The organism is Pseudomonas parasichuanensis (assembly GCF_021601385.1).
Lineage (GTDB): Bacteria > Pseudomonadota > Gammaproteobacteria > Pseudomonadales > Pseudomonadaceae > Aquipseudomonas > Aquipseudomonas parasichuanensis.
Genome location: NZ_BQHO01000011.1, coordinates 81,042 through 103,863 on the forward strand (window position 1 = coordinate 81,042; position 22,822 = coordinate 103,863).

Below are 22,822 nucleotides of genomic sequence, written 5' to 3' on the forward strand. Positions count from 1 at the left end.
AATCGGCGTCACATCAAACCGTATGCCGTTTGTGCATAGGTTAGCGTGCAACAGCATTGGCCGCCAAATCTGCCCAGCCCTAGCATTGGCGGCATTCCGGCAGGTGCCGGGTCAAAATCGAGATGATATCCATCATGTCCTCCGCTGCATCGTTCCGCGTCGAAAAAGATCTGCTTGGTACCCTTGAAGTCCCTGCCGATGCCTACTACGGCATCCAGACTCTGCGCGCTGCCAACAACTTCCACCTCTCCGGTGTTCCGCTGTCGCACTACCCGAAACTGGTAGTCGGCCTGGCGATGGTCAAGCAGGCAGCTGCTGACGCCAACCGTGAGCTGGGGCACCTGAGCGATGCCAAACACGCCGCGATCAGCGCAGCCTGCGCACGACTGATCAAGGGCGACTACCACGAGCAGTTCGTGGTGGACATGATTCAAGGCGGTGCTGGTACTTCCACCAACATGAACGCCAACGAAGTCATCGCCAACATCGCGCTGGAGGCCATGGGCCACCAGAAGGGTGAGTACCAGTACCTGCACCCGAACAACGATGTGAACATGGCGCAGTCGACCAACGACGCCTACCCGACCGCGATCCGTCTGGGTCTGCTGCTGGGCCACGACGCCCTGCTGGCCAGCCTCGACAGCCTGATCCAGGCTTTCGCCGCCAAAGGTAAAGAGTTCGACCACGTTCTGAAGATGGGCCGTACCCAGCTGCAGGACGCCGTACCGATGACCCTGGGCCAGGAATTCCGCGCCTTCGCCACCACCATGACCGAAGACCTGCAGCGCCTGCGCTCGCTGGCTCCGGAACTGCTGACCGAAATCAACCTGGGCGGCACCGCCATCGGTACCGGCATCAACGCCGACCCGGGCTACCAGATGCTGGCCGTTCAGCGCCTGGCGATCATCAGCGGCCAGCCGCTGGTGCCAGCTGCCGACCTGATCGAAGCCACCTCCGACATGGGCGCCTTCGTGCTGTTCTCCGGCATGCTCAAGCGCACCGCGGTCAAGCTGTCGAAGATCTGCAACGACCTGCGCCTGCTGTCCAGCGGCCCACGCACCGGCATCAACGAGATCAACCTGCCGGCGCGCCAGCCAGGCAGCTCGATCATGCCAGGCAAGGTCAACCCGGTTATCCCGGAAGCCGTCAACCAAGTCGCCTTCGCCATCATGGGCAACGACCTGGCCCTGACCGTCGCCGCCGAAGGTGGCCAGCTGCAGCTGAACGTGATGGAGCCGCTGATCGCCTACAAGATCTTCGACTCGATCCGCCTGCTGCAACGCGCCATGGACATGCTGCGCGAGCACTGCATCGTCGGCATCACCGCCAACGAACAGCGCTGCCGTGAACTGGTCGAGCACTCGATCGGCCTGGTCACCGCCCTGAACCCGTACATCGGCTACGAAAACGCCACCCGTATCGCCCGCGTTGCCCTGGAAACCGGCCGCGGCGTACTGGAACTGGTGCGCGAAGAGAAGCTGCTGGACGAAGAGATGCTCAACGACATCCTGCGTCCGGAAAACATGATCGCCCCACGTCTGGTTCCGCTGAAGGCGTAACCCGACCGTAGCAAACAGTCTCACCAGGTCGAGGGACTAGACACCTCTCAACCTTTCAAGGGCCCGAGCGCACGCATCGGGCCCTTTTTTTATGCGCGCTTCCCACAGAGGCCAACACTCCCCGGCACACAACTTGCTCCATAATGCCCCTCAGCCCCACGGGACACCGAGCATGCTGCACAGCCACCTCACCACCCTCAATGCCGTTTCGCTGATCCTCCAGGTGTTCCAGGAACAGGACGTGGACGCGCAGCAACTGCTCGCCGGCAGCGGCATTGGCCTGGCAGACCTTGAGCACCCGGACGCGCGCATCACCACCCAGCAAGAACTGCAGGTGTGCGCCAACGCCCTGGCCCGCCGCGAGGACATCGGCCTGGAGCTGGGCCGGCGGATGCATGTGTCGTGCTACGGCATGCTCGGTTACGCGCTGCTCTCCAGTGCCACTTTGGGTGACGCCCTGCGCCTGGCGCTGACATTTCCGGCACTGCTGGGAACAGTCTTCCAGTTGCGCCTGGTGGACGATGGCCAGCGCGTGTGGCTGTGCGCCAGCGACCACTACGACGCGCCAGGGCTGGCCGCCTTCAATGCCGAATTCTGCCTGGTGTCGCTGAAAGTGATCTGCGACGACCTGCTGGGTCGCCCGTTGCCGCTGCTGGCGGCCCGCTTCGAACACCCCCGGCCCGGTTATCACGCGCTCTACGCCGGTGCATTCGCCTGCCCGCAGGGCTTCGATGCGGGCGACAACGCCTTCGCCTTCGAGCGGCGCTGGCTGGACATGCCGCTGCCGCTGGCCGACCCGGTCACCCACAAAGCAATGAGTGAGCGCTGCCGGCGCCTGAACCTGGAGTTCACCGGCCGCCAGGCCTGGCTGGGGCGGATTCGCCAACTGCTTATTCAGCAACTGGATGCGGCGCCCGGGCTGGAAGGCCTGGCGCGGCAGATGAACTGCTCGTCGCGCACCCTGCGCCGGCATTTGCAGGCGCTGGGCAGCAGTTATCAACAGCTGCTCGACGAGCTGCGCTTCGAGCGGGCCAAGCAGTTGCTGGCCGAGGACCAGATGCCGATCTATCGCATCGCCGAGAGCCTCGGCTTCAGCGAGACTGCGAGCTTCCGGCATGCCTTCCAGCGTTGGAGTGGCGTAGCGCCGAGCCATTTTCGCGGTTGATTGTGCCGGCCTCTTCGCGGGTAAACCCGCTCCCACAGGTATATGTATGACCCTGTGGGAGCGGGCTTGCCCGCGAAGAGGCCAGCACAGGATGACTTGGCCACATCGATCCCCTTTTGGCCATCCGCACCGTTCTCCCCTCACTGGCCCACCCAGCAGAATGACCCCACGCCAGTGATTACCCGGAGAACAACAAATGCTGACGATCTATTCCGATGACCACCGCCTGCATCACGGCCGCTGCGAGCTGATCGACGGCAAGCTGATGCCCTGCTTCGAGATGCCCTCGCGCGCCGATCATGTGCTGGAGCAGGTGAAAAAGCGCAACCTTGGCGACGTCCAGGGCCCGACCGACTTCGGCCGCGCCCCGCTGCAACGCATCCACAGCGCCGACTACCTGAACTTCTTCGAGGGCGCCTGGGCGCGCTGGGCCGCGCTCGGCCACGACGGCGACCTGCTGCCCTTCACCTGGCCGGCACGCACCCTGCGCCAGGTCAAACCCACCGGCCTGCATGGCGAGCTCGGTTACTACAGCTTCGACGCCGGCGCGCCGATCACCGCCGGTACCTGGCAGGCCGCCTACAGCGCCGCGCAAGTCGCGCTCACCGCCCAGGCCGCGATCCAGCAAGGCGCCCACTCGGCCTTCGCCCTGTGCCGCCCGCCAGGGCACCACGCCGCCGCCGAGGTAATGGGGGGTTATTGCTACCTGAACAATGCCGCCATCGCCGCCCAGGCCTTCCTTGACCAGGGCCGGCGCAAAGTGGCCATCCTCGATGTCGACTACCACCACGGCAACGGCACCCAGGACATCTTCTACCAGCGCAACGACGTGTTCTTCGCCTCGATCCACGGCGACCCGCAGGACGAATTCCCGTTCTTCCTCGGTTATGCCGACGAGACCGGCGAAGGCGCGGGCGTTGGCTGCAACATCAACTACCCACTGCCCGCCGGCAGCGACTGGGCAGCCTGGAACGCCGCATTGGAAGCGGCCTGCCAGCGCATCGCCGAGTACGACGCCGACGTGCTGGTGATCTCTCTGGGCGTGGACACCTTCAAGGACGACCCGATCTCGCAGTTCAAGCTGGACAGCCCCGACTACCTGGAAATGGGCAAACGCATCGGCCAACTCGGCAAGCCGACCCTGTTCGTGATGGAAGGTGGCTACGCTGTGGAAGAAATCGGCATCAACGCGGTCAATGTGCTGGAAGGCTTCCAGCACGCCCAGCCAGGAGCCTGAACATGGTCCGACTCAAGCGTCTGCTCGCCCCACTCATCGCCGCCAGCCTGTTCACCGGCGCCCTGCAGGCCCAAGCGGCACCGGGCACTCTGCGGGTATACAACTGGTTCGACTACATCACCCCGCAAACCCTCGTCGACTTCCAGAAGGACAGCGGGGTCAAGCTGATCTACGACATCTTCGACACCAACGAGGCGCTGGAAGCCAAGCTGCTCACCGGCAACTCCGGCTACGACGTGGTGGTGCCGTCCAACGTGTTCCTCGCCAAACAGATCGAGGCCGGGGTATTCCAGCCCCTGGACCGCAGCAAGCTGCCCAACTGGCAGCACCTGGACCCGGCGCTGATGAAGCTGATCGAAGCCAACGACCCGGGCAACAAGTTCGCCGTGCCCTACATGTACGGCACCGTGCTGATCGGCTTCAACCCGGCCAAGGTCAAGGCGGTGCTCGGTGACAACGCCCCGGTGGACAGCTGGGACCTGATCTTCAAGGAAGAGAACATCGCCAAGCTCAAGCAGTGCGGCGTGGCGCTGCTCGACTCACCGTCGGAGATTTTGCCGCTGGCGTTGTCGTACCTGGGCCTGGACCCGAACAGCGGCAAGCCGGCGGATTATCAGAAGGCTCAGGACCTGCTGATGAAGATCCGCCCGCACATCACCTATTTCCACTCGTCCAAGTACATGGCCGACATCGCCAATGGCGACATCTGCGTGGCGGTGGGTTATTCCGGCAGCTTCTCCCAGGCGGCCAACCGCGCGCGCGAAGCCAAGAACGGTGTGGTGGTGGACATGCGCCTGCCGAGGGAAGGCGCACCGATCTGGTTCGACATGCTGGCGATCCCGAAGAACGCGGCCAACCCGGAAGATGCGCATACCTTCATCAACTACCTGCTGCGGCCTGAGGTGATCGCGCCGATCAGTGATTTCGTCGGCTACCCGAACCCGAACAAGGATGCGACCGACAAGGTCAGCCCGGCGATCCGCAACAACCCCAACCTGTACCCCACGGCCGAGGCGATGGCCAAGCTGTATACCCTCAAGCCGCTGCCGCGGGATGCCGAGCGGGCACGGACGCGGGCCTGGACCAAGATCAAGTCGGGCACCTGATGCGCTCCGGCTGCTCGCTGTAGGAGCGGCCTTGCGTCGCGAAAGGGGCGCGAAGCGGCCCCCGCATTTCGGCGTCACCGCAAATATTGCCGGGGCTGCTCCGCAGCCCTTTCGCGGCACAAGGCCGCTCCTACAGAAGACAGTCGTTCCTACCTCCAGGCCTTGCGCAAGCGCATCAGCGCTTCGGCAATCTCCCCCTCCGGTACCGCCGCAAACCCCAGCACCAGCCCCGCCCGCTTATCCACAGGCACTTCGCTGTCTTCCAGCCAATAGCCGCTCAACGGATTGACCTCCACCCCTACCGCCTCGGCCCGGGCAACCAACTCTTGTTCCCGCGCAAAGTTATCCACAGCCACTTTCACATGCAGCCCCGCCGCCACTTCCGGCATTGCCCCAAGCCCTGGCACATCCACCGGCCAGCCCGCCTTCAACACATTCCTGCGCGCCAGCGCTGCCCGGCGCATGCGGCGGATATGGCGCTGGAAATGCCCCTGGGCCATGAACTGCGCCATGACGCACTGGCTGCCCACTTCCGAATGCCGCACCGCCAGCGCCTTGGCCTGGCTGAACGCCTGCACCAGCCGCTTGGGCAGCACCAGGTATCCCAGCCGCAGCGCCGGGAAGGCGATCTTGCCGAAGGTGCCGACGTACAGCACCCGTCCCTGCCGATCCAGTGCAGCCAATGGCGCCAGGGGCGCACCGCTGTAGCGGTACTCGCCGTCGTAGTCATCCTCGATGATCCAGCCATCCTGGCGCTCGGCCCAGGTCAGCAACGCCAGGCGCCGGGCCAGGCTCATGGTGACGCCGGTCGGGTACTGGTGGGCCGGCGTCACATAGGCCAGCCGGCAGTTTGGCAACAGGGCCAGGCGCACACAGTCCATGCCCTCTTCATCCACCGGCACGCCGCTGACCTTCGCCCCCGCCAGGGCGAGGGCGTGCCCGGCGGCGCGATAGCCCGGGTTTTCCACAGCCACGCCGTCACCGGGCTGTAACAGCAGCTGTGCACAAAGGCTGATCGCCTGCTGTGCGCCACTGGTGATCACTATTTGTTCAGCCGTGCAGGAAAGCCCCCGCGAGCGACGCAGATAGGTCGCGATCAACTCACGCAATGGCAACTCTCCCGCCGGGTCGCCATAACCGAGCAGCGCCGGATCGGAATTTCGCCAGAAACCCGCTTGCAGCTTGGCCCAGACCTCGAAAGGAAACAGGTCGAACGCCGGCAGGCCGACCCGGAAAGCCCTTGGCGAGCCGGTTCTGGGTGGCGGCAGATGGTGATTTTTCAGACGCTGCAATGGCTCGCTGCACGCAGTGAAACTGGATAAATCCTCAGTGTCAGATGCCTGAAATGTGGATAACCCTGTTGATAAACCCCGGGATAACCCTGTGGATAGTTGTGTGGATAGTTTTCCCAGCTGGCTCACATAGGTGCCATCGCCAACCCGGCTTTCGATGAAGCCCTCGGCATACAACTGGTCATAGGCGCGTACCACGCTGTTGCGCGACAGCGTCAGAACCGCGGCCAGGTCGCGGGTAGCCGGCAGCCGAGTGCCGCCTTCCAGGCGCCCATCCAGCACGCGGGCGCGCAGGGCCTGGTACAGCTGCTGGCTGAGCCCGCGGCGGCGACGGTCGAGGGCGATGCCGGCCGGGTCGAATGGCAGCGCGTGGGTACGTTCGCTCATGGCATTGGACCTATGAAAACAGTCATGAATGGCTCTTACACAGAGCCAATAGCCTGCCTAGGATGAAGCCACAGCACAAGGATCCCCGGCATGTACAACAGCAAACCGCACCAGGAACACGACCTCGGCCGCCTGCACCAGCACATGCTGCAAACCCGCCTGGCCATGCTGGTCAGCCATGGCGAACGGGGGCTGCTGGCCACCCACCTGCCGGTGCTTGTCGCTGCCGACGAGGGTGAGTTCGGTACGGTCTATGGCCATCTCGCCCGGGCCAACCCTCAGTGGCAGGACCTGGCGCAAGGCGCCGAAGCCTTGCTGGTATTCCCCGGCGCCGACGCCTATGTGAGCCCCGGGTTTTACCCGAGCAAGGCCGAAAACCCCAAGGTGGTGCCCACCTGGAACTACACGGCGGTGCATGCCTGGGGCCCGGTGGCGGTGATTCATGAGCCCGCATCGTTGCTCGATATCGTCAGCCGCCTGACCGACCGCCATGAACAAAGCCGCACAGCGCCCTGGCGCGTGGCCGATGCCCCAGCGGACTACCTCGACGGCATGCTCCGTGCCATCGTTGGCATCCGCCTGCCCATTACCCGCCTGCAGGGCGCGCGCAAACTCAGCCAGAACCGTTCGGCACAAGACATCGCCGGGGTACGCGAAGGCCTGGCCGCCAGCGCCGACCCTGTGGATAACCAACTCGCCGCGCACATGCGCGACCTCTGAAGGAAAAGCCCCATGACCGAGATCACCCTGCGCCCGGTAGGCGCCGCCGACCACGCCGCCTGGCTGCCCCTGTGGCAGGCTTACCTGCGCTTCTATGAAACCGAACTGCCCGAGGCGGTCAGCGTCAGCACCTGGCAACGCCTGCTGGACAGCAACGAGCCGACCCATTCGGCGCTGGCCTGGGTCGATGGCAAGGCGGTGGGAATGGTCAACTTCATCTACCACCGCTCCAACTGGAGCATCGAGCCTTCCTGCTACCTGCAGGACCTCTACGTCGACAGCCAAGTGCGCGGCCTGGGCATCGGCCGGCAATTGATCGAGCATGTCTACGCCACGGCCAAGGCCGACGGCTGCGCCAAGGTGCACTGGCTGACCCACGAAACCAACGCTACCGCCATCAGCCTCTACGAGCAGGTTGCCGAGCGCCCCGGCTTCATCCAATTTCGCAAACCACTGTAGGCCGCCCATGACTGACGCATTGAACTGGAAACCCGCCGGTACGCCCAAGGCCGAACCCCTCGAAGGCCGATTCATTCGCCTGGAGAAGCTCGACCCGGCGCGCCATGGCGACGACCTCTGGGATGTGCTGCAAGGGCCGGGCTCGGACCCGGTGCTGTGGGACTACCTGCCCTATGGCCCGTTCGCCGAACGCGCCAGCTTCGACCGTTGGCTCGACGCCAACGCCGCCAGCCGCGACCCGCTGTTCTACAGCGTGATCGACCGCGCCAGCGGCCAGGTGCAGGGCATCCTCAGCTACATGTCGATCGTGCCGGAACAGGGCCGCTTCGAGATCGGCCATATCGCTTTCGGCGCCGCCATGCAGCGCACGCCCAAGGGCACCGAGGCGGTGTACCTGCTGAGCAGGTTGGGCTTCGCGTTAGGCAACCGCCGGCTGGAGTGGAAGTGCAACAACGCCAACGCCCGCTCCAAGCGGGCGGCGGAGCGGTTCGGCTTTGTGTTTGAAGGGGTGTTCCGCAACCACATGGTGGTCAAGGACCGCAACCGGGATACCGCCTGGTATTCGATTACCGATACCGAGTGGCCGGCCGTGGCGGCAGGGTTCGAGCGGTGGTTGAACGAGGACAACCAGCGCCCCGAGGGCCAGGTGCAAACACTCGAAGCCTGTCGCGGATCTCTGTAGGAGCTGTCTTGCCGGGGTGCCGGACCGGCAAGGCCGTTCCTACAGGCTCAGCCCGCCGCACCTGATACAGAGACCTGGAAAAAAAAGGGGAGCATTCGCTCCCCAGAGGTTAACCGCTTGTAGATGAAGGCTTATCTCAGCCTTCGATCTCGATCAGGATCTCGCCCGGGGTGACCCGGTCGCCCTTGGCCACATGGATGGCCACGACCTTGCCGGCGATCGCCGCCTGCACTTCGGTCTCCATCTTCATGGCTTCGGTAATCAGCACCGCTTGGCCGGCCTTGACCACGTCACCTTCCTTGACCAGCACATCGACGATGTTGCCCGGCATGGTGGTGCTGACGTGGCCCGGTGCGCTGGCCTGCTTGCGCTTGCTGCTGCCACCGCCGACGAACTCGTTGAGTGGCTCGAACACCACTTCTTCCGGCATGCCGTCGATGGACAGGTAGAAGTGACGCTTGCCTTCGGCCTTGACGCCCACCCCGGTGATGTCGACGCGGTAGGTTTCGCCGTGCACGTCGATGACGAACTCGGTCGGCACGCCTTCACCGCCCACCGAGCCCATCGCGCCGGCTTCCGGAATCGGCAGCAGGGCTTCGGGGGTGAGGGTGCCGGCTTCGCGCTCTTCGAGGAACTTGCGCCCGATGTCCGGGAACATGGCGAAGGTCAGCACGTCCTCTTCACTGCGCGCCAGGGCGCCGATGTCACTGCGCAGCTTGGCCATTTCCGGCTTGAGCAGGTCGGCCGGGCGCACGTCGATCACGTCCTCGCTGCCGATGGCCTGGCGGCGCAGCTGCTCGTTGACCACGCCCGGGGCCTTGCCGTAGCCGCCTTGCAGGTACAGCTTCACTTCGTTGGTGATGGTCTTGTAGCGCTCGCCGGCCAGCACGTTGAAAAACGCCTGGGTGCCGACGATCTGCGAGGTCGGGGTGACCAGCGGCGGGAAGCCGAGGTCTTCGCGCACCCGTGGGATTTCTGCCAGCACTTCGCCCATGCGGTTGAGCGCGCCCTGCTCCTTGAGCTGGTTGGCCAGGTTGGAAATCATCCCGCCCGGTACCTGGTTGACCTGCACGCGGGTGTCCACGGCGGTGAACTCGCTCTCGAACTGGTGGTACTTCTTGCGCACGGCGTAGAAGTACAGGCCGATTTCCTGCAGCAGCTCCAGGTCCAGGCCGGTGTCGAACTCGCTGCCCTTGAGCGCGGCGACCATCGACTCGGTGCCTGGGTGGCTGGTGCCCCAGGCGAAGCTGGAGATGGCGGTGTCGATGTGGTCGACGCCGTTTTCAACGGCCTTGAGCTGGCACATCGCGGCCAGGCCGGCGGTGTCATGGGAGTGGATGAACACCGGCAGCGACTGTTCGGCCTTGAGTGCCTTGACCAGCTCGCCGGTGGCGAACGGGGTCAGCAGCCCGGCCATGTCCTTGATCGCCACCGAGTCGCAACCCATGGCTTCCATCTGCTGGGCCTGCTTCACGAAGGCATCGATGGTGTGCACGGGGCTGGTGGTGTAGGCGATGGTGCCCTGGGCGTGCTTGCCGGCGGCCTTCACGGCCTCGATGGCCACGCGCAGGTTACGCACGTCGTTCATGGCGTCGAAGATGCGGAACACATCGATGCCGTTGACCGCGGCCTTGGCGACGAAGGCCTTGACCACGTCGTCGCTGTAATGGCGGTAGCCCAGCAGGTTCTGGCCGCGCAGGAGCATCTGCAGGCGGGTGTTGGGCAGTGCGCTGCGCAGCTTGCGCAGGCGCTCCCACGGGTCTTCCTTGAGGAAGCGCACGCAGGCGTCGAAGGTGGCGCCGCCCCAGACTTCCAGCGACCAGTAGCCGACTTTGTCGAGCTTGTCGCAGATCGGCAGCATGTCTTCGGTGCGCATGCGGGTGGCCAGCAGGGACTGGTGGGCGTCGCGCAGGATCGTGTCGGTAACAAAGATTTTCTTGGACATTATTCGGTTCCTCACAGGCCTGCGTGGGCGGCGATGGCGGCGGCGATGGCCAGGGCCAGCTCTTCGGGTTTGCGCTTGATCGAGTAGTTGGTCAGTTCGGGGTGGCTTTCGACGAAGCTGGTGTTGAACTGGCCGCTACGGAATTCCGGATTGCGCAGGATTTCCTGGTAGTACGCGGCGGTGGTCTTCACCCCCTGCACGCGCATGTCGTCCAGGGCCCGCAGGCCGCGGTCCATGGCTTCTTCCCAGGTCAGCGCCCACACCACCAGCTTCAGGCACATGGAGTCGTAGAACGGTGGAATGGTGTAGCCGGTGTAGATCGCCGTGTCGGTGCGCACGCCCGGGCCGCCGGGGGCGTAGTAGCGGGTGATCTTGCCGAAGCTGGGCAGGAAGTTGTTCTTCGGGTCTTCGGCGTTGATCCGGAACTGCAGGGCGAAGCCGCGGTGCTGGATGTCTTCCTGCTTGATCGACAGGGGCAGGCCCGAGGCGACGCGGATCTGCTCGCGGACGATGTCGATACCGGTGATTTCTTCGGTGATGGTGTGTTCCACCTGCACCCGGGTGTTCATCTCCATGAAGTACACCTCGCCCTCGGCGAGCAGGAACTCCACGGTACCGGCGTTCTCGTAGTTCACCGCCTTGGCCGCACGCACGGCCAGGTCGCCGATGTAGGCGCGCTGCTCGGGGGTGAGCTGCGGGCTGGGGGCGATCTCGATGAGCTTCTGGTTGCGGCGCTGGATCGAGCAGTCGCGCTCGAACAGGTGCACCACGTTGCCGAAGCTGTCACCGAGAATCTGCGCCTCGATGTGCTTGGGGTTGACGATGCATTTTTCCAGGAACACTTCTGCCGAACCGAAGGCCTTGGTGGCTTCGGAAATGACACGGGGGAAGTTCTGTTCCAGCTCCTCACGGCTGTTGCAGCGGCGAATGCCGCGCCCACCGCCGCCGGAAGTGGCCTTGAGCATCACCGGATAACCGATGCGGTCGCCTTCCTGCAGGGCTTCGTGGATGTCGGCAACGTTGCCTTCGGTGCCCGGGGTCACCGGCACACCGGCCTGGATCATGGTGCGGCGCGCTTCGGTCTTGTCGCCCATGCGGCGAATCACGTCAGCGGCCGGGCCGATGAACTTGACCCCGCGTTCGGCGCAGATCTCCGCCAGTTCGGCGTTTTCCGACAGGAAACCATAGCCCGGGTGCAGGGCATCACAGCCGGTTTCCACAGCCAGGTTGACCAGCTTGCGCGGGTTCAGATAACCGGCCAGGGGCTCGGCACCAATGCTGTAGGCCTCGTCGGCGCGCTTGACGTGCAAGGCGTGACGGTCGGCGTCGGAGTAGATCGCCACAGAGCGAATGCCCATCTCGGCGCAAGCGCGCACGATTCGAACTGCGATTTCACCCCGGTTGGCGATCAGGATTTTTTTTATCACTGGAGTCTTCCCAAAGCCGTAGGAACAGACGATCCGGTTTAACCGGTCGGCGCGTGACCAGACGTCGCTGGCCAGTCGCACAATCACCCTAGCGTTGTAGGTCGATAAACAAAAATCAATATTTGTTAGGGTCACCATTAGCAAAGGCTTATAGTTCGGTAACAAGGTTTTGCCGAGGCAGCTGAAAAGATGCGTAAGTCATTGATGCGTATGACATTGCGTCAATTGCAGATCTTCAATGAAGTGTGTGATTTGCGCTCCTACAGCCGGGCGGCCGAGGAAATGGCGCTGACGCAACCCGCCGTAAGTCTACAGATCCGCCAGCTCGAAGAACTGGTGGGCCAGCCGCTGTTCGAGTACGTCGGCAAGAAGCTTTATCTGACCGAGGCCGCCGAAGCCCTGCAACGCGCCAGCCGGGACATCTTCGGGCGCCTGGAGAACCTCGACATGCAGCTGTCGGACATGCAGGGCTCACTGCAGGGTCAGCTGAAACTGGCGATCGAATCCAGCGCCAAGTACTTCGTGCCACACTTGTTCGCCGCCTTCAAGCAGCGCCACCCGGAGGTCAACCTGACCCTGACGGTGGTCAACCGAGCCCAGGCGATCCGGCGCCTGTCGGACAACCGCGACGACCTGATCATCATGTCCATGGTGCCCCAGGACATGGGCCTGGAGTTCCTGCCCTTCCTCAACAACCCGATCGTCGCCGTGGCGCCGCCGGATCATCCGCTGTGCAAGCTGCAAAGCCTGCGCCTGCAGGACCTTGAACCTCATACCCTGCTGGTCCGCGAGCAAGGCTCGGGCACGCGCAAGGCCTGCGAGGAGTTCTTCAAGGACAAGCGCGTGCACTTCACCCAGACCCTGGAAGTGGCCTCCACCGATTCACAGCGTGAATGCGTGGTGGCGGGCCTGGGTATCGCCCTGCTGACCCGCCATGCGGTCAACCTGGAACTGGCCACCGGCGTGCTCAAGGAGCTGCCGGTGGAGGAGCTGCCGTTGTATCGCAGCTGGTGCATCGTGCAGGCCAAAGCCAAGCGCCAGTCGCCGGTGGCCTTGGCCTTCCAGGCGTTCATTCGCAGCGAACGTGCACAGATCAGCGGGCTTGTTGAGCGTTTTTCGGGGAAGTTGCCGCCGATACCTGCCACACCGTGATGTCCTGCAGGTCGGGGTAGTCGGCCAGCGAGCGCAGCAGTTCGCGGCGGTCGCAGTAGCTCTCGATGGCGCGCCGGAACTCCATGCGGCGCTGGTCCTTTTCCTGCTGCTTGCGAGCCTTGGCGTTGGGTTGGTACGAGCCGTCGTGTTCACGTGCCATTGCCTGTCTCCCAGATAGGATGGGGGGGAGTTTCAGGGTGGCGTTGCAGGTTTACCGTTTGGCGGTGGAAGGGTGACAGAATCGTGAATTTTCACCGGCTGTACGGGCCTCATCGCCGGCAAGCCGGCTCCCACACAATGGACTTGCACGCCCCTTGTAGGAGCGGCCTTGTGCCGCGAAAGGGCCGGCGCAGGCAATAGCGATCAGTCGTCTGTAGCCTTGATCGACTTGGGCGACAAACGCAGGCTGCGCAAGCTGCGCTTCACGCTCTTGAGGTGGTTGACCAGGCTCGGGCCACGGGCCATGGCCACGCCCATGGCCAGTACGTCGATCACTACCAGGTGGGCAATGCGCGACGTCAGCGGGGTGTAGATCTCGGTATCTTCGTGCACGTCGATCGCCAGGTTGACGGTCGACAGCTCGGCCAATGGCGTCTGGCTCGGGCACAGGGTGATCAGGTTGGCGCCGCTCTCGCGCACCAGGTTGGCGGTGATCAGCAGGTCCTTGGAGCGCCCCGACTGCGAGATGCACACCGCCACGTCACCCGGCTTCAGCGTAACCGCCGACATCGCCTGCATATGCGGGTCGGAATAGGCAGCAGCAGAGAGCAGCAGGCGGAAGAACTTGTGCTGGGCGTCGGCCGCCACCGCGCCGGACGCGCCAAAACCGTAGAACTCCACGCGCTGCGCTTGGGCCATGGCGCTCACCGCCTGCTGCAGGGCCTGGGGGTCGAGGTGCTCGCGCACTTCCATCAGCGTGTGCAGGGTGGTGTCGAAGATTTTCAGGCTGTAGTCGGCGACCGAGTCGTCTTCATGAATGGCGAACTGGCCAAAACTGGCCCCGGCGGCCAGGCTCTGCGCCAGCTTGAGCTTGAGGTCCTGGAAACCCGAACAACCGATCGCCCGGCAGAATCGCACGATGGTTGGCTCGCTGATGCCCACGTTGTGCGCCAGGTCGGCCATCGAACTGTGCATGACGGCAGCCGGGTCTAGCAGCACGTGGTCGGCCACTTTGAGTTCCGATTTGCGCAACAGGTGGCGCGATTGGGCGATATGTTGCAACAGATTCACGGTCTGGACTCGGTTATGATCGGCTGGCCGGGATGTAGCTTTCTTGTAGTTATACTACATGCTCGCCAACCCGCCCAGTTAAACGAACGTGGAGAGTGGTGGTTTGACTATACCTTGCGACATCCTGGTGTTCGGCGGCACGGGCGATCTGGCCCTGCACAAGCTGCTGCCGGCGCTCTACCACCTGTATCGCGAGGCCCGCCTGCACAATGCCGTGCGGATCATCTCCCTGGCCCGCCGCCCGCTGCCCCGCAACGACTACGTCAAGCTCGCCGAGCGCCACTGCCGCGCGCAGATCGCCCGCCAGGACTTCGACGAGGAGGTCTGGCAGCGCTTCTCGGCACGCCTGGACTACTTCCCCATGGACGCCGCGCAAAGCGCCGATTTCGGCCGCCTGGCGCGCTACCTGGGCGAGCCCGGCGGGCTGACGCGCATCTACTACCTGGCCACCGCGCCCCAGCTGTTCGTGCCCATCGCCAACCACCTGCGCATCGCCGGCCTGGCCGACCACGAGGCGCGCATCGTGCTGGAAAAGCCCATCGGCCATTCACTGGAGTCGGCCACCGCCATCAACGAAGCGATCGGCGAGGTGTTCGACGAGTCGCAGGTGTTCCGCATCGACCACTACCTGGGCAAGGAAACCGTGCAGAACCTCATGGCCCTGCGTTTCGCCAACGCCCTGCTGGAGCCGGTGTGGCGCAACAGCCAGGTGGACCATGTGCAGATCAGCGTCTGTGAAACGCTTGGCGTGGAGAGCCGTGGCGCCTACTACGACCGCGCCGGCGCCACCCGCGACATGCTGCAGAACCACTTGCTGCAGCTGCTGTGCCTGGTGGCCATGGAGCCGCCGGCACAATTCGACGCCGAGGCGGTGCGTGACGAAAAGGTGAAGATCCTGCGCGCCCTCAAGCCCATTACCGGCCAGGACGTACAGGACAAAACCGTGCGCGGCCAATACGGAGCCGGCAAGATCGGCGGCCAGGAAGTGCCCGCCTACTACTTCGAAAAGGACGTGGACAACGACAGTGACACCGAGACCTTCGTTGCCGTCCAGGCGCACATCGACAACTGGCGCTGGGCCGGGGTGCCATTCTACCTGCGTACCGGCAAGCGCATGGCGCGGCGCTCGTCGCAGATCGTCATCCAGTTCAAGCCAGTGCCCCACGAGCTGTTCAGCGGCGGGCAGGTCAACCAGTTGCTGATACAGCTACAACCGGACGAACACATCAGCCTGCGCATGATGACCAAGAGCCCCGGCAAGGGCATGCGCCTGGCGCCGGTCGAGCTCGACCTCAACCTTGCCCAGGCCTTCGCCCAGACCCGCCGCTGGGACGCCTATGAACGTTTGCTGCTGGACGTGATGGAGGGTGACTCGACGCTGTTCATGCGCCGCGACGAGGTCGAGGCCGCCTGGGCCTGGATCGACCCGATCCTGCAGGGCTGGGAGGAACACTTCCAGGCGCCACGCCCCTACCCCGCAGGCAGCAACGGGCCGGAGCAGGCCAACAGCTTGTTGGTACGCCAAGGTAGCCACTGGCATAGCTGAAATGGCTCCATCTGCCAGGGGCACGCCAATCTGCTGATCCTCACAACAGGCGAGGTACTCCACGTCGCCCCAGATGAGGCAACCAACCATGTACATCGAAACCAAGAACTGGACCGCACAGAACGACAAGATGCCAGGCAATGCCCGCTTCCGGGTTTGCGGCACAGTTACCGTCGGTCACCCGGGCTTCAATGCCGAACTGAGTATCCGCGCGAGTCAGGACAAATCCTTCGCCCTGGCACTGGACCTTAACGTCACCAAGGCTGAAGGCTTCTTCACTCAAGTGGTTACAGACAAAGCCGTCAGCTTCGAGCTGCCTGGCGATCATGGCCATATTCCCAAAGTGGATATTTTCCACGATGGCAAGCTGATCACCAGCATCACCGACATCGTCGAAACCCACTGATCAGCATCTTGCAACCACCACTCAGGCTTTCCATTGAGTGCGTGGTTGCTGTAACAAGGCCTCGAACGCCCCAGCGTCCAATGGCCTGCTGATAAGGTAACCCTGGACTTCATCGCAGCCATGCTCACGCAGGAATGCCAGTTGCTCCAGGGTTTCCACGCCTTCGGCCACCACCTTCAATTGCAGACTCTTGGCCATGGCGATGATCGCGCGGGTAATTGCTGCGTCCTGGCTGCCTTCGAGAAGACCACGGATGAACGCCTGGTCGATCTTCACGTAGTCCACCGGAAAGCGCTTCAGGTAGCTGAGCGATGAATAGCCAGTGCCGAAGTCGTCGATCGCCAGTTTTACCCCCAGTTGATGCAGCTGCTCGAAGGTGGCGATGATGTGCTCGACGCTGTCGATCAACTGGCTTTCGGTCAGTTCCAGCTCCAGCAGATGTGGCGCCAGCCCCGACTCCTGCAGAACCTGACGCACCAGGCTGACCAGCTTGCCCTGGCGCAACTGGTACACCGACAAATTCACCGAAACCCGCACTTCCACGCCCTGACGCAGCCACTCGCACGCCTGCCAGCAAGCCTGGCGCAGGACGAACTCGCCCATCGGTGCGATCAGCCCGGTTTCCTCGGCCAGGCCAATGAATTCGCCCGGCGGCACCATGCCCCATTCCGGGTGCTGCCAACGCACCAACGCCTCGGCGGCATGAATCTGCCCGGTGCGCAGGCACAGCTTGGGCTGGTAGTGGACCCGCAACTGCCCTTCGTCGATGGCTTTGCGCAACTGGTTCTCCAGTTGCAGGCGCTCCAGGGTGCTGGCGCGCAGGCTTTCGGTATAGAACTGGAAATTGTCGCCGCCCAGGTGCTTGGCGTGCTGCTTGGCCATGTCGGCCTGGCTGACCAGCGCATTGAGGTCGAAGGTGGCATCCGACAGTACGCTGATGCCCACCGACGCACTGATCACCACTTCATGAGGACCCAAACGCTGCGGCACCCGCAGCTTGTCGAGCAGCCGCGTGGTGACCCGCACCATGCTGGAAAGGTTGGTGTAGCCGTCGAACAGGATGGCGAACTCGTCACCCGACAGGCGCGCCACCGTATCGGCCTCGGGTACTGCGTTGGCGATGCGCTGGGCCATCTTCTTGAGCAACTGGTCGGCCAGCTCATGGCCGAGGCTCTCATTGAGCAGCTTGAAGCGGTCCAGGTCGACGTGCAGCAACGCCAGGCTGCGCCCGTTCAGGCGCATGCGCTGCGCGGCCTCGTGCAGGCGCAGGCGGAACAGCGCACGGTTGGCCAACCCGGTGAGGTCGTCGTAGTGGGCCAGGTAGCGCAGGCGCTCCTCCGACTCGCGGCGGGCCGACAGATCGGTATAGAAGCCGACGATGTTGGCGATGCGGCCGCGCGCATCCCGCACGCTGTTGAGCTGCAGCCATTGCGGGTAGAGCTCGCCGTTCTTGCGCGCCTCCACCAGCTCGCCCTGCCAGCGCCCCTGTTGCTCCAACGCCTGGTCGATGGCCTGGCTGTGCCGCCGCGCATCGCGGCTGCAGGGCAACTCCAGGGCGTTGCGGGCGATCAGCTCGGCGCGGCCATAGCCGGTCACGTCGCAGAACGCCTGATTGACCGCCAGCAACTGGAAGCTTGCGTCGAGGATGGCGATGCCTTCGCTGGCGGCCTCGAATACCGTGGCTGCCAGGCGCTGCTGTTCTTCCTGCTCCTTGTGCGCAGAGATGTCGCGACGGGTGCCGAGCATGCGCACGACCTTGCCATCGACATCGCGCTCGACCGCCCGGCCGCGGTCCTCGATCCAGCACCAGTGGCCGTGCACGTGGCGTACCCGGTACTCGACCCGGTAATCCTCGGTGCGCCCCTTGAGATGTTCGACCAAAGTGCGCCGCAGCACCGGCAGGTCATCGGGGTGCAACCGGGGCTTGAGGTCAGCGCGGACCGAGCGGACCTGTTCGGCATCGAGGCCGAACAGGGCGTGCAACTGGGTGTGATGGACCTCGTCGCTTGCCAGGTTCCAGTCCCACAAGCCCAACTCGCTGGCCTGCAAGGCCAGGGCCAGGCGTTGCTCACTCTTGCTCAGCGCCTGGTTGGCCAGGTCCAGCTCGTGGCTGCGCTGGGCCACGCGCTGCTCAAGGCCGCCATGGGCCAGACGCAACTCGTCCTCGGCTTGGCGGCGTTGGCGAACTTCGGCGCTGAGCTGATGATTGAGGTCTTCGGCGTGGCGCTGGGCGCTCTGCAGGTGCTCGATCAATGCCTGGTTCTGGAAGCGCCGCAGCAGGCCACGCTCGATCAGCCGGTTGACCTGCCAGGCCACCACCATCAGCGCGCCCAGCAGGATCAGCCCCAGCCAGCCCCAGCCACGCTGGTGGCCGGCGTCATAGACGAACAGGAAAAGGGTCGGCGGCAGCAGGCAGGGCAAGGCGAAGCTCAGAAAGGCCGGCAGGCTGACGGCATAGGCAACGCTGGCCGATAACGCAGCCGTGCCCAGCAGGCCGAACACCCAGGCCTGTTGCTCGAAGTTGTCCACAGGCACCAGGGCAATGGCCGCACTGGCCAGCGTCAGCCCGCTGAAGGCGGACCCGGCGAGGAACATGCGTCGCCAGGTTGGCCTGGCCTGGCGCGAAGGGGTCGCTGCCTCGAACGCCGCCACCTGGATCACCCGCAGGGCAACCAAGGCCAGCAGCCAGGCCAGCCACACGCTCACCAGCAGATAGCGCGCAGGGCTCCACAACAGCCAGGCGCAGAGCGTGCCGGTCAGCAACATGAACAGCGTGGGCAACAGGGAGCCCTGGTACAGCAGGCGGGTACGCTCGATAGACAGCTGAGTGGCGAATTGCCTGCGAACGCTCCGTGTCGTCTCTGGCGATGCTCCGATCGCCATGCAATCCTGGGTCATAGTGCTGATGTCTTGTTGTGTTTTTGTTATGGCAGACCACAAATGTGCAGGGAGAATACACAAGCACCGCGCCGGACCAAACTGCTCTGGGTCATGATTTTGAAATTGTCCCGCCCGTCCAAATGCGACCGCTCAACCACGCTGGCTGGCGAGCCATGCCGATGAACGGCAAATCGCCCGCCTGACGATTGGCGTCGGTGGCGTTTGCCCATGCCCCCTGCCCGGCCCTAGAATGGCCGGATGCGCAATGATGACCTCTCCCTCCTGCTGAACTCCCTCAACGACGCTCAACGCCAGGCCGTAGCAGCCCAGGTCGGGCGGCAATTGGTATTGGCCGGCGCCGGCTCGGGCAAGACCCGCGTGCTGGTGCACCGTATCGCCTGGCTGATCCAGGTCGTAGGGGCCTCCTCACATTCGATCCTGTCGGTGACCTTCACCAACAAGGCGGCGGCAGAAATGCGCCAGCGGATCGAGCAACTGCTGGGCATCAACCCGGCCGGCATGTGGGTCGGCACCTTCCACGGCCTGGCCCACCGCCTGTTGCGGGCGCACTGGCAGGAAGCGGGGCTGGTGCAGAACTTCCAGATTCTCGACAGCGACGACCAGCAGCGCCTGATCAAGCGGGTGATCCGCGAGCTCGGTTTCGACGAGCAGAAGTGGCCGGCGCGCCAGGTCCAGTGGTTCATCAACGGCCAGAAGGACGAGGGCTTGCGCCCACGCCACATCCAGGCTGGCGGCGACCTCTACCTGACCACCATGCGCGACATCTACAGCGCTTACGAGCAGGCCTGCGAGCGCGCCGGGGTCATCGACTTCGCCGAGCTGCTGCTGCGCGCCCTCGACCTGTGGCGTGACCAGCCCGGCCTGCTCGAGCACTACCAGCGCCGCTTCCGACACATCCTGGTGGACGAGTTCCAGGACACCAACGCCGTGCAGTACGCCTGGTTGCGCCTGCTCGGCGCCGGTGGCGACAGCCTGATGGCGGTGGGCGACGACGACCAGTCGATCTATGGCTGGCGCGGCGCGAAAATCGAGAACATCCACCAGTACACCAGCGACTTCCCTGACGCCGAGATGATCCGCCTGGAGCAGAACTACCGCTCCACCGGTGGCATCCTCAAGGCCGCCAACGCCTTGATCGCCAACAACAGCGGGCGCCTGGGCAAAGAGCTGTGGACCGACATGGGCGAGGGCGAGCCGATCACCCTCTATGCCGCGTACAACGAGCACGACGAAGCACGCTACGTGGTCGAGACCATCGAAAGCCTGATCAAGCAGGGCAATGCACGCAACGAAATCGCCATCCTGTACCGCTCCAACGCCCAGTCGCGGGTATTGGAAGAGGCCCTGTTGCGCGAACGCATTCCGTACCGCATCTATGGCGGCCAGCGCTTCTTCGAACGTGCCGAGATCAAGAACGCCATGGCTTACCTGCGCCTGCTCGAGGGCCGTGGCAACGACGCCGCCCTGGAACGGGTGATCAACGTGCCGCCGCGCGGCATCGGTGAGAAAACCGTCGAGGCCATCCGTGATCACGCCCGCCACAGCCAGGTGTCGATGTGGGAGGCGATGTGCCAACTGCTCGCCGCCAAGGCGCTCAAAGGCCGCGCTGCCAGCGCCCTGGGTGCGTTCATCGAGCTGATCGAGAACCTCGCCGCCAAGGTGCTGGACATGCCGCTGCACCTGATGACCCAGACCGTCATCGAGCAGTCCGGGCTGATCATCTACCACCAGGAAGAAAAGGGCGAAAAAGGCCAGGCACGGGTAGAAAACCTTGAAGAACTGGTCAGCGCCGCGCGCAACTTCGAGACCAGCGACGAAGATGCCGACCTGACGCCGTTGTCGGCGTTCCTCGGCCACGCTTCGCTCGAGGCCGGCGACACCCAGGCCGAAGAGCACGAAGACAGCATCCAGCTGATGACCCTGCACAGCGCCAAGGGCCTGGAATTCCCCTACGTGTTCCTGGTGGGCATGGAAGAAGGGTTGTTCCCGCACAAGATGAGCCTGGAAGAACCTGGGCGCCTGGAAGAAGAGCGCCGCCTGGCCTATGTCGGCATCACCCGGGCCATGCGCCAGCTGATCATGACCTACGCCGAAACCCGTCGCCTGTACGGCAGCGAAACCTACAACAAGGTGTCGCGTTTCGTGCGTGAAATTCCGGCTGGCCTGGTGCAGGAAGTACGTCTGTCAAACTCCGTCAGCCGCCCGTTCGGCGGTGCCAAGGCACCGGCCAGCAACCTGTTCGCCAACGCCAACATTCCCCAGACCGCCTTCAATCTCGGCCAGCGGGTGCAGCACGCGGTGTTCGGCGAGGGCGTGATCCTCAACTTCGAAGGTTCCGGCGCGCAGGCACGGGTGCAGGTGAACTTCGCCGAAGGCAGCAAGTGGCTGATGCTGGGGTATGCGAAGCTCGAGGCGATCTGACAATCCTTGTTGCCGCGCAACCTTGTGGGAGCGGCTTCAGCCGCGAAGCAGGCGACGCGGTGAATGGCACCGGCCTTGCCGGTGTTCGCGGCTGAAGCCGCTCCTACAGGACGCCATTCATCATTCTGTCAGGCAAAAGCTCGAAACATCTTGTCGCTAGCCATGTCCACAGGATCATGTGCACCATGACGCGCGTGCAATCCACAAAATGGGAACCCCCAACTTATGCAACGTTTTCTTAGCATCGCTCTGGCGCTCTGCGTCGGCTTGACGCTGAGCCTCGACGCCAACGCCAAGCGTTTCGGTGGTGGCAAGAGCTCCGGCGCAGCGCCTATGCACCAGACCCGCCAGGCCGCACCGACTACCCCTGCCGCCGCACCGACCGCTCCAGGCCGTGCGCCGGCCGCCGCCAGTGGCGCTTCGCGCTGGCTGGGCCCACTGGCCGGCCTCGCCGCCGGTGGCCTGCTGGCCTCCATGTTCATGGGCGACGGTTTCCAGGGTATGCAGATCATGGACTTCCTGATCATGGGCCTGATCGCCTTCCTGGTGTTCCGCTTTATCGCCGCGCGTCGTCGCCAGCAGCAGCCGCAACACGCCGCTGCCGGCCATGCCCCGTACCAGCGCGAAGCCCAGCCGCAGGCCGCCCCGCAGTCGATCTTCGGTGGTTCCGCCGCGCCGGTCGCCGCCGCCCCGACCATCAACGCCCCGGCCTGGTTCAACGAAGCCAGCTTCCTGGCCGCCGCCCGTTCGCACTTCCAGTCGCTGCAGCAGCACTGGGACGCCAACGAGATGGACAAGATCGCCGAGTTCGTCACCCCGCAAATGCTCGAGTTCCTCAAGCGTGAGCGCGCTGAGCAGGGTGAAGGCTTCCAGTCCACCTACATCGACGACCTCGATGTGCAGCTGGAAGGCGTCGACGACCGTGCCGACAAGACCATCGCCACCCTGACCTTCCGTGGCGTGTCGAAGACCTCGCGCTTTGATCAGGGCGAAGCCTTCAACGAAAGCTGGCACATGGAACGCGCCCAGGGCGAAAACCAGCCTTGGATGCTCGCCGGTATCCGCCAAAACGGTTAACCCGCGCACGTTGCACAAAAAACCCCGGGCCTGTCCCGGGGTTTTTGCTTTTGCCAGAGTCGACTACTAGGGTATAACGCGCAGCGTTGTCATAAAGGTCAGAGGATGTG

At 64.0% G+C, this 22,822-nt stretch carries 18 protein-coding genes; 12 read left to right on the top strand and 6 right to left on the bottom strand.

The annotated features are described in order from the left end of the window. Positions 1 to 134 precede the first annotated feature (134 nt). The 4 genes from aspA (at position 135) to L6D77_RS11475 (ending at position 5,067) form a co-directional block, all read left to right on the top strand. Positions 135 to 1,559 carry an aspartate ammonia-lyase gene (gene aspA, locus L6D77_RS11460; RefSeq protein ID WP_031314847.1) on the top strand — a complete coding sequence of 475 codons (1,425 nt, stop codon included), beginning with the start codon at positions 135 to 137 and terminating at the stop codon, positions 1,557 to 1,559. Between the two features lie 172 nt (positions 1,560 to 1,731). Next, positions 1,732 to 2,724 carry an AraC family transcriptional regulator gene (locus L6D77_RS11465; protein WP_232883461.1) on the top strand — a complete coding sequence of 331 codons (993 nt, stop codon included), beginning with the start codon at positions 1,732 to 1,734 and terminating at the stop codon, positions 2,722 to 2,724. 196 nt (positions 2,725 to 2,920) lie between these two features. After that, a complete protein-coding gene (locus L6D77_RS11470) occupies positions 2,921 to 3,961 on the top strand; it encodes a histone deacetylase family protein (protein ID WP_232883462.1) in 1,041 nt (346 codons plus the stop codon). Between the two features lie 2 nt (positions 3,962 to 3,963). After that, positions 3,964 to 5,067, top strand: a complete 1,104-nt coding sequence (locus L6D77_RS11475; RefSeq protein ID WP_232883463.1) for a polyamine ABC transporter substrate-binding protein — start codon at positions 3,964 to 3,966, stop codon at positions 5,065 to 5,067. A 149-nt stretch (positions 5,068 to 5,216) separates the two neighbouring features. On the opposite strand, the gene pdxR is transcribed toward L6D77_RS11475, so the two are convergent. Further along, positions 5,217 to 6,746, bottom strand: coding sequence for a MocR-like pyridoxine biosynthesis transcription factor PdxR (pdxR, locus tag L6D77_RS11480; protein WP_232883464.1), 1,530 nt, complete (start codon positions 6,744 to 6,746; stop codon positions 5,217 to 5,219). Between the two features lie 90 nt (positions 6,747 to 6,836). Here pdxR and L6D77_RS11485 point away from each other — a divergent pair, with 90 nt between their 5' ends. From L6D77_RS11485 to L6D77_RS11495, 3 genes are read left to right on the top strand one after another with little or no spacing between them, the layout of a single operon-like run. Further along, the gene (locus tag L6D77_RS11485) at positions 6,837 to 7,466 is read left to right on the top strand and encodes an FMN-binding negative transcriptional regulator (protein WP_232883465.1); all 630 of its coding nucleotides are present in this window, start codon (positions 6,837 to 6,839) and stop codon (positions 7,464 to 7,466) included. 12 nt (positions 7,467 to 7,478) lie between these two features. Further along, positions 7,479 to 7,925, top strand: coding sequence for a GNAT family N-acetyltransferase (locus tag L6D77_RS11490; protein ID WP_232883466.1), 447 nt, complete (start codon positions 7,479 to 7,481; stop codon positions 7,923 to 7,925). A 7-nt stretch (positions 7,926 to 7,932) separates the two neighbouring features. Next, positions 7,933 to 8,607 (top strand): GNAT family N-acetyltransferase, encoded by a 675-nt coding sequence (locus L6D77_RS11495; protein WP_232883467.1) that lies wholly within the window; start codon positions 7,933 to 7,935, stop codon positions 8,605 to 8,607. A 136-nt stretch (positions 8,608 to 8,743) separates the two neighbouring features. On the opposite strand, the gene oadA is transcribed toward L6D77_RS11495, so the two are convergent. Continuing rightward, positions 8,744 to 10,552, bottom strand: a complete 1,809-nt coding sequence (oadA, locus tag L6D77_RS11500; RefSeq protein WP_232883468.1) for a sodium-extruding oxaloacetate decarboxylase subunit alpha — start codon at positions 10,550 to 10,552, stop codon at positions 8,744 to 8,746. Positions 10,553 to 10,563: 11 nt separating this feature from the next. Next, positions 10,564 to 11,979, bottom strand: coding sequence for an acetyl-CoA carboxylase biotin carboxylase subunit (locus tag L6D77_RS11505; RefSeq protein ID WP_232883469.1), 1,416 nt, complete (start codon positions 11,977 to 11,979; stop codon positions 10,564 to 10,566). A 204-nt stretch (positions 11,980 to 12,183) separates the two neighbouring features. Between L6D77_RS11505 and L6D77_RS11510 the strand changes: the two genes are divergently transcribed. Then, positions 12,184 to 13,131 (top strand): LysR family transcriptional regulator, encoded by a 948-nt coding sequence (locus L6D77_RS11510; RefSeq protein WP_232883496.1) that lies wholly within the window; start codon positions 12,184 to 12,186, stop codon positions 13,129 to 13,131. Here the strand turns inward: L6D77_RS11510 and L6D77_RS11515 are convergent. Both L6D77_RS11515 and hexR read right to left on the bottom strand, forming a co-directional pair. Continuing rightward, the gene (locus tag L6D77_RS11515) at positions 13,073 to 13,291 is read right to left on the bottom strand and encodes a PA3496 family putative envelope integrity protein (RefSeq protein ID WP_232883470.1); all 219 of its coding nucleotides are present in this window, start codon (positions 13,289 to 13,291) and stop codon (positions 13,073 to 13,075) included. The genes L6D77_RS11510 and L6D77_RS11515 overlap by 59 nt on opposite strands. A gap of 203 nt (positions 13,292 to 13,494) precedes the next feature. After that, positions 13,495 to 14,361 (bottom strand): transcriptional regulator HexR, encoded by an 867-nt coding sequence (gene hexR, locus L6D77_RS11520; RefSeq protein WP_039582397.1) that lies wholly within the window; start codon positions 14,359 to 14,361, stop codon positions 13,495 to 13,497. A 103-nt stretch (positions 14,362 to 14,464) separates the two neighbouring features. Between hexR and zwf the strand changes: the two genes are divergently transcribed. After that, on the top strand, positions 14,465 to 15,907 hold the full coding sequence (zwf, locus tag L6D77_RS11525; RefSeq protein ID WP_232883471.1) for a glucose-6-phosphate dehydrogenase: 1,443 nt from the start codon (positions 14,465 to 14,467) through the stop codon (positions 15,905 to 15,907). 88 nt (positions 15,908 to 15,995) lie between these two features. After that, positions 15,996 to 16,313 (top strand): hypothetical protein, encoded by a 318-nt coding sequence (locus L6D77_RS11530; protein WP_232883472.1) that lies wholly within the window; start codon positions 15,996 to 15,998, stop codon positions 16,311 to 16,313. A 21-nt stretch (positions 16,314 to 16,334) separates the two neighbouring features. Here L6D77_RS11530 and L6D77_RS11535 read toward each other — a convergent pair whose 3' ends face one another. Then, positions 16,335 to 19,196 (bottom strand): putative bifunctional diguanylate cyclase/phosphodiesterase, encoded by a 2,862-nt coding sequence (locus L6D77_RS11535; RefSeq protein ID WP_232883473.1) that lies wholly within the window; start codon positions 19,194 to 19,196, stop codon positions 16,335 to 16,337. A gap of 255 nt (positions 19,197 to 19,451) precedes the next feature. Here L6D77_RS11535 and uvrD point away from each other — a divergent pair, with 255 nt between their 5' ends. Together uvrD and L6D77_RS11545 are read left to right on the top strand one after the other, a co-directional pair. Then, entirely contained in the window at positions 19,452 to 21,635 is a 2,184-nt protein-coding gene (gene uvrD / locus L6D77_RS11540) for a DNA helicase II (RefSeq protein WP_232883474.1), read from the top strand. 225 nt (positions 21,636 to 21,860) lie between these two features. Next, complete coding sequence (locus L6D77_RS11545) at positions 21,861 to 22,712, top strand: Tim44 domain-containing protein (RefSeq protein ID WP_232883475.1); 852 nt, start codon at positions 21,861 to 21,863, stop codon at positions 22,710 to 22,712. Positions 22,713 to 22,822 lie beyond the last annotated feature (110 nt).

Bases quoted from the DNA above. Each gene is read 5' to 3' on its own strand.
- aspA (WP_031314847.1), top strand. From the start codon at position 135: ATGTCCTCCGCTGCATCGTTCCGCGTCGAAAAAGATCTGCTTGGTACC.
- L6D77_RS11465 (WP_232883461.1), top strand. From the start codon at position 1,732: ATGCTGCACAGCCACCTCACCACCCTCAATGCCGTTTCGCTGATCCTC.
- L6D77_RS11470 (WP_232883462.1), top strand. From the start codon at position 2,921: ATGCTGACGATCTATTCCGATGACCACCGCCTGCATCACGGCCGCTGC.
- L6D77_RS11475 (WP_232883463.1), top strand. From the start codon at position 3,964: ATGGTCCGACTCAAGCGTCTGCTCGCCCCACTCATCGCCGCCAGCCTG.
- pdxR (WP_232883464.1), bottom strand. From the start codon at position 6,746: ATGAGCGAACGTACCCACGCGCTGCCATTCGACCCGGCCGGCATCGCC.
- L6D77_RS11485 (WP_232883465.1), top strand. From the start codon at position 6,837: ATGTACAACAGCAAACCGCACCAGGAACACGACCTCGGCCGCCTGCAC.
- L6D77_RS11490 (WP_232883466.1), top strand. From the start codon at position 7,479: ATGACCGAGATCACCCTGCGCCCGGTAGGCGCCGCCGACCACGCCGCC.
- L6D77_RS11495 (WP_232883467.1), top strand. From the start codon at position 7,933: ATGACTGACGCATTGAACTGGAAACCCGCCGGTACGCCCAAGGCCGAA.
- oadA (WP_232883468.1), bottom strand. From the start codon at position 10,552: ATGTCCAAGAAAATCTTTGTTACCGACACGATCCTGCGCGACGCCCAC.
- L6D77_RS11510 (WP_232883496.1), top strand. From the start codon at position 12,184: ATGCGTATGACATTGCGTCAATTGCAGATCTTCAATGAAGTGTGTGAT.
- L6D77_RS11515 (WP_232883470.1), bottom strand. From the start codon at position 13,291: ATGGCACGTGAACACGACGGCTCGTACCAACCCAACGCCAAGGCTCGC.
- L6D77_RS11530 (WP_232883472.1), top strand. From the start codon at position 15,996: ATGTACATCGAAACCAAGAACTGGACCGCACAGAACGACAAGATGCCA.
- L6D77_RS11535 (WP_232883473.1), bottom strand. From the start codon at position 19,196: ATGGCGATCGGAGCATCGCCAGAGACGACACGGAGCGTTCGCAGGCAA.
- uvrD (WP_232883474.1), top strand. From the start codon at position 19,452: ATGCGCAATGATGACCTCTCCCTCCTGCTGAACTCCCTCAACGACGCT.
- L6D77_RS11545 (WP_232883475.1), top strand. From the start codon at position 21,861: ATGCAACGTTTTCTTAGCATCGCTCTGGCGCTCTGCGTCGGCTTGACG.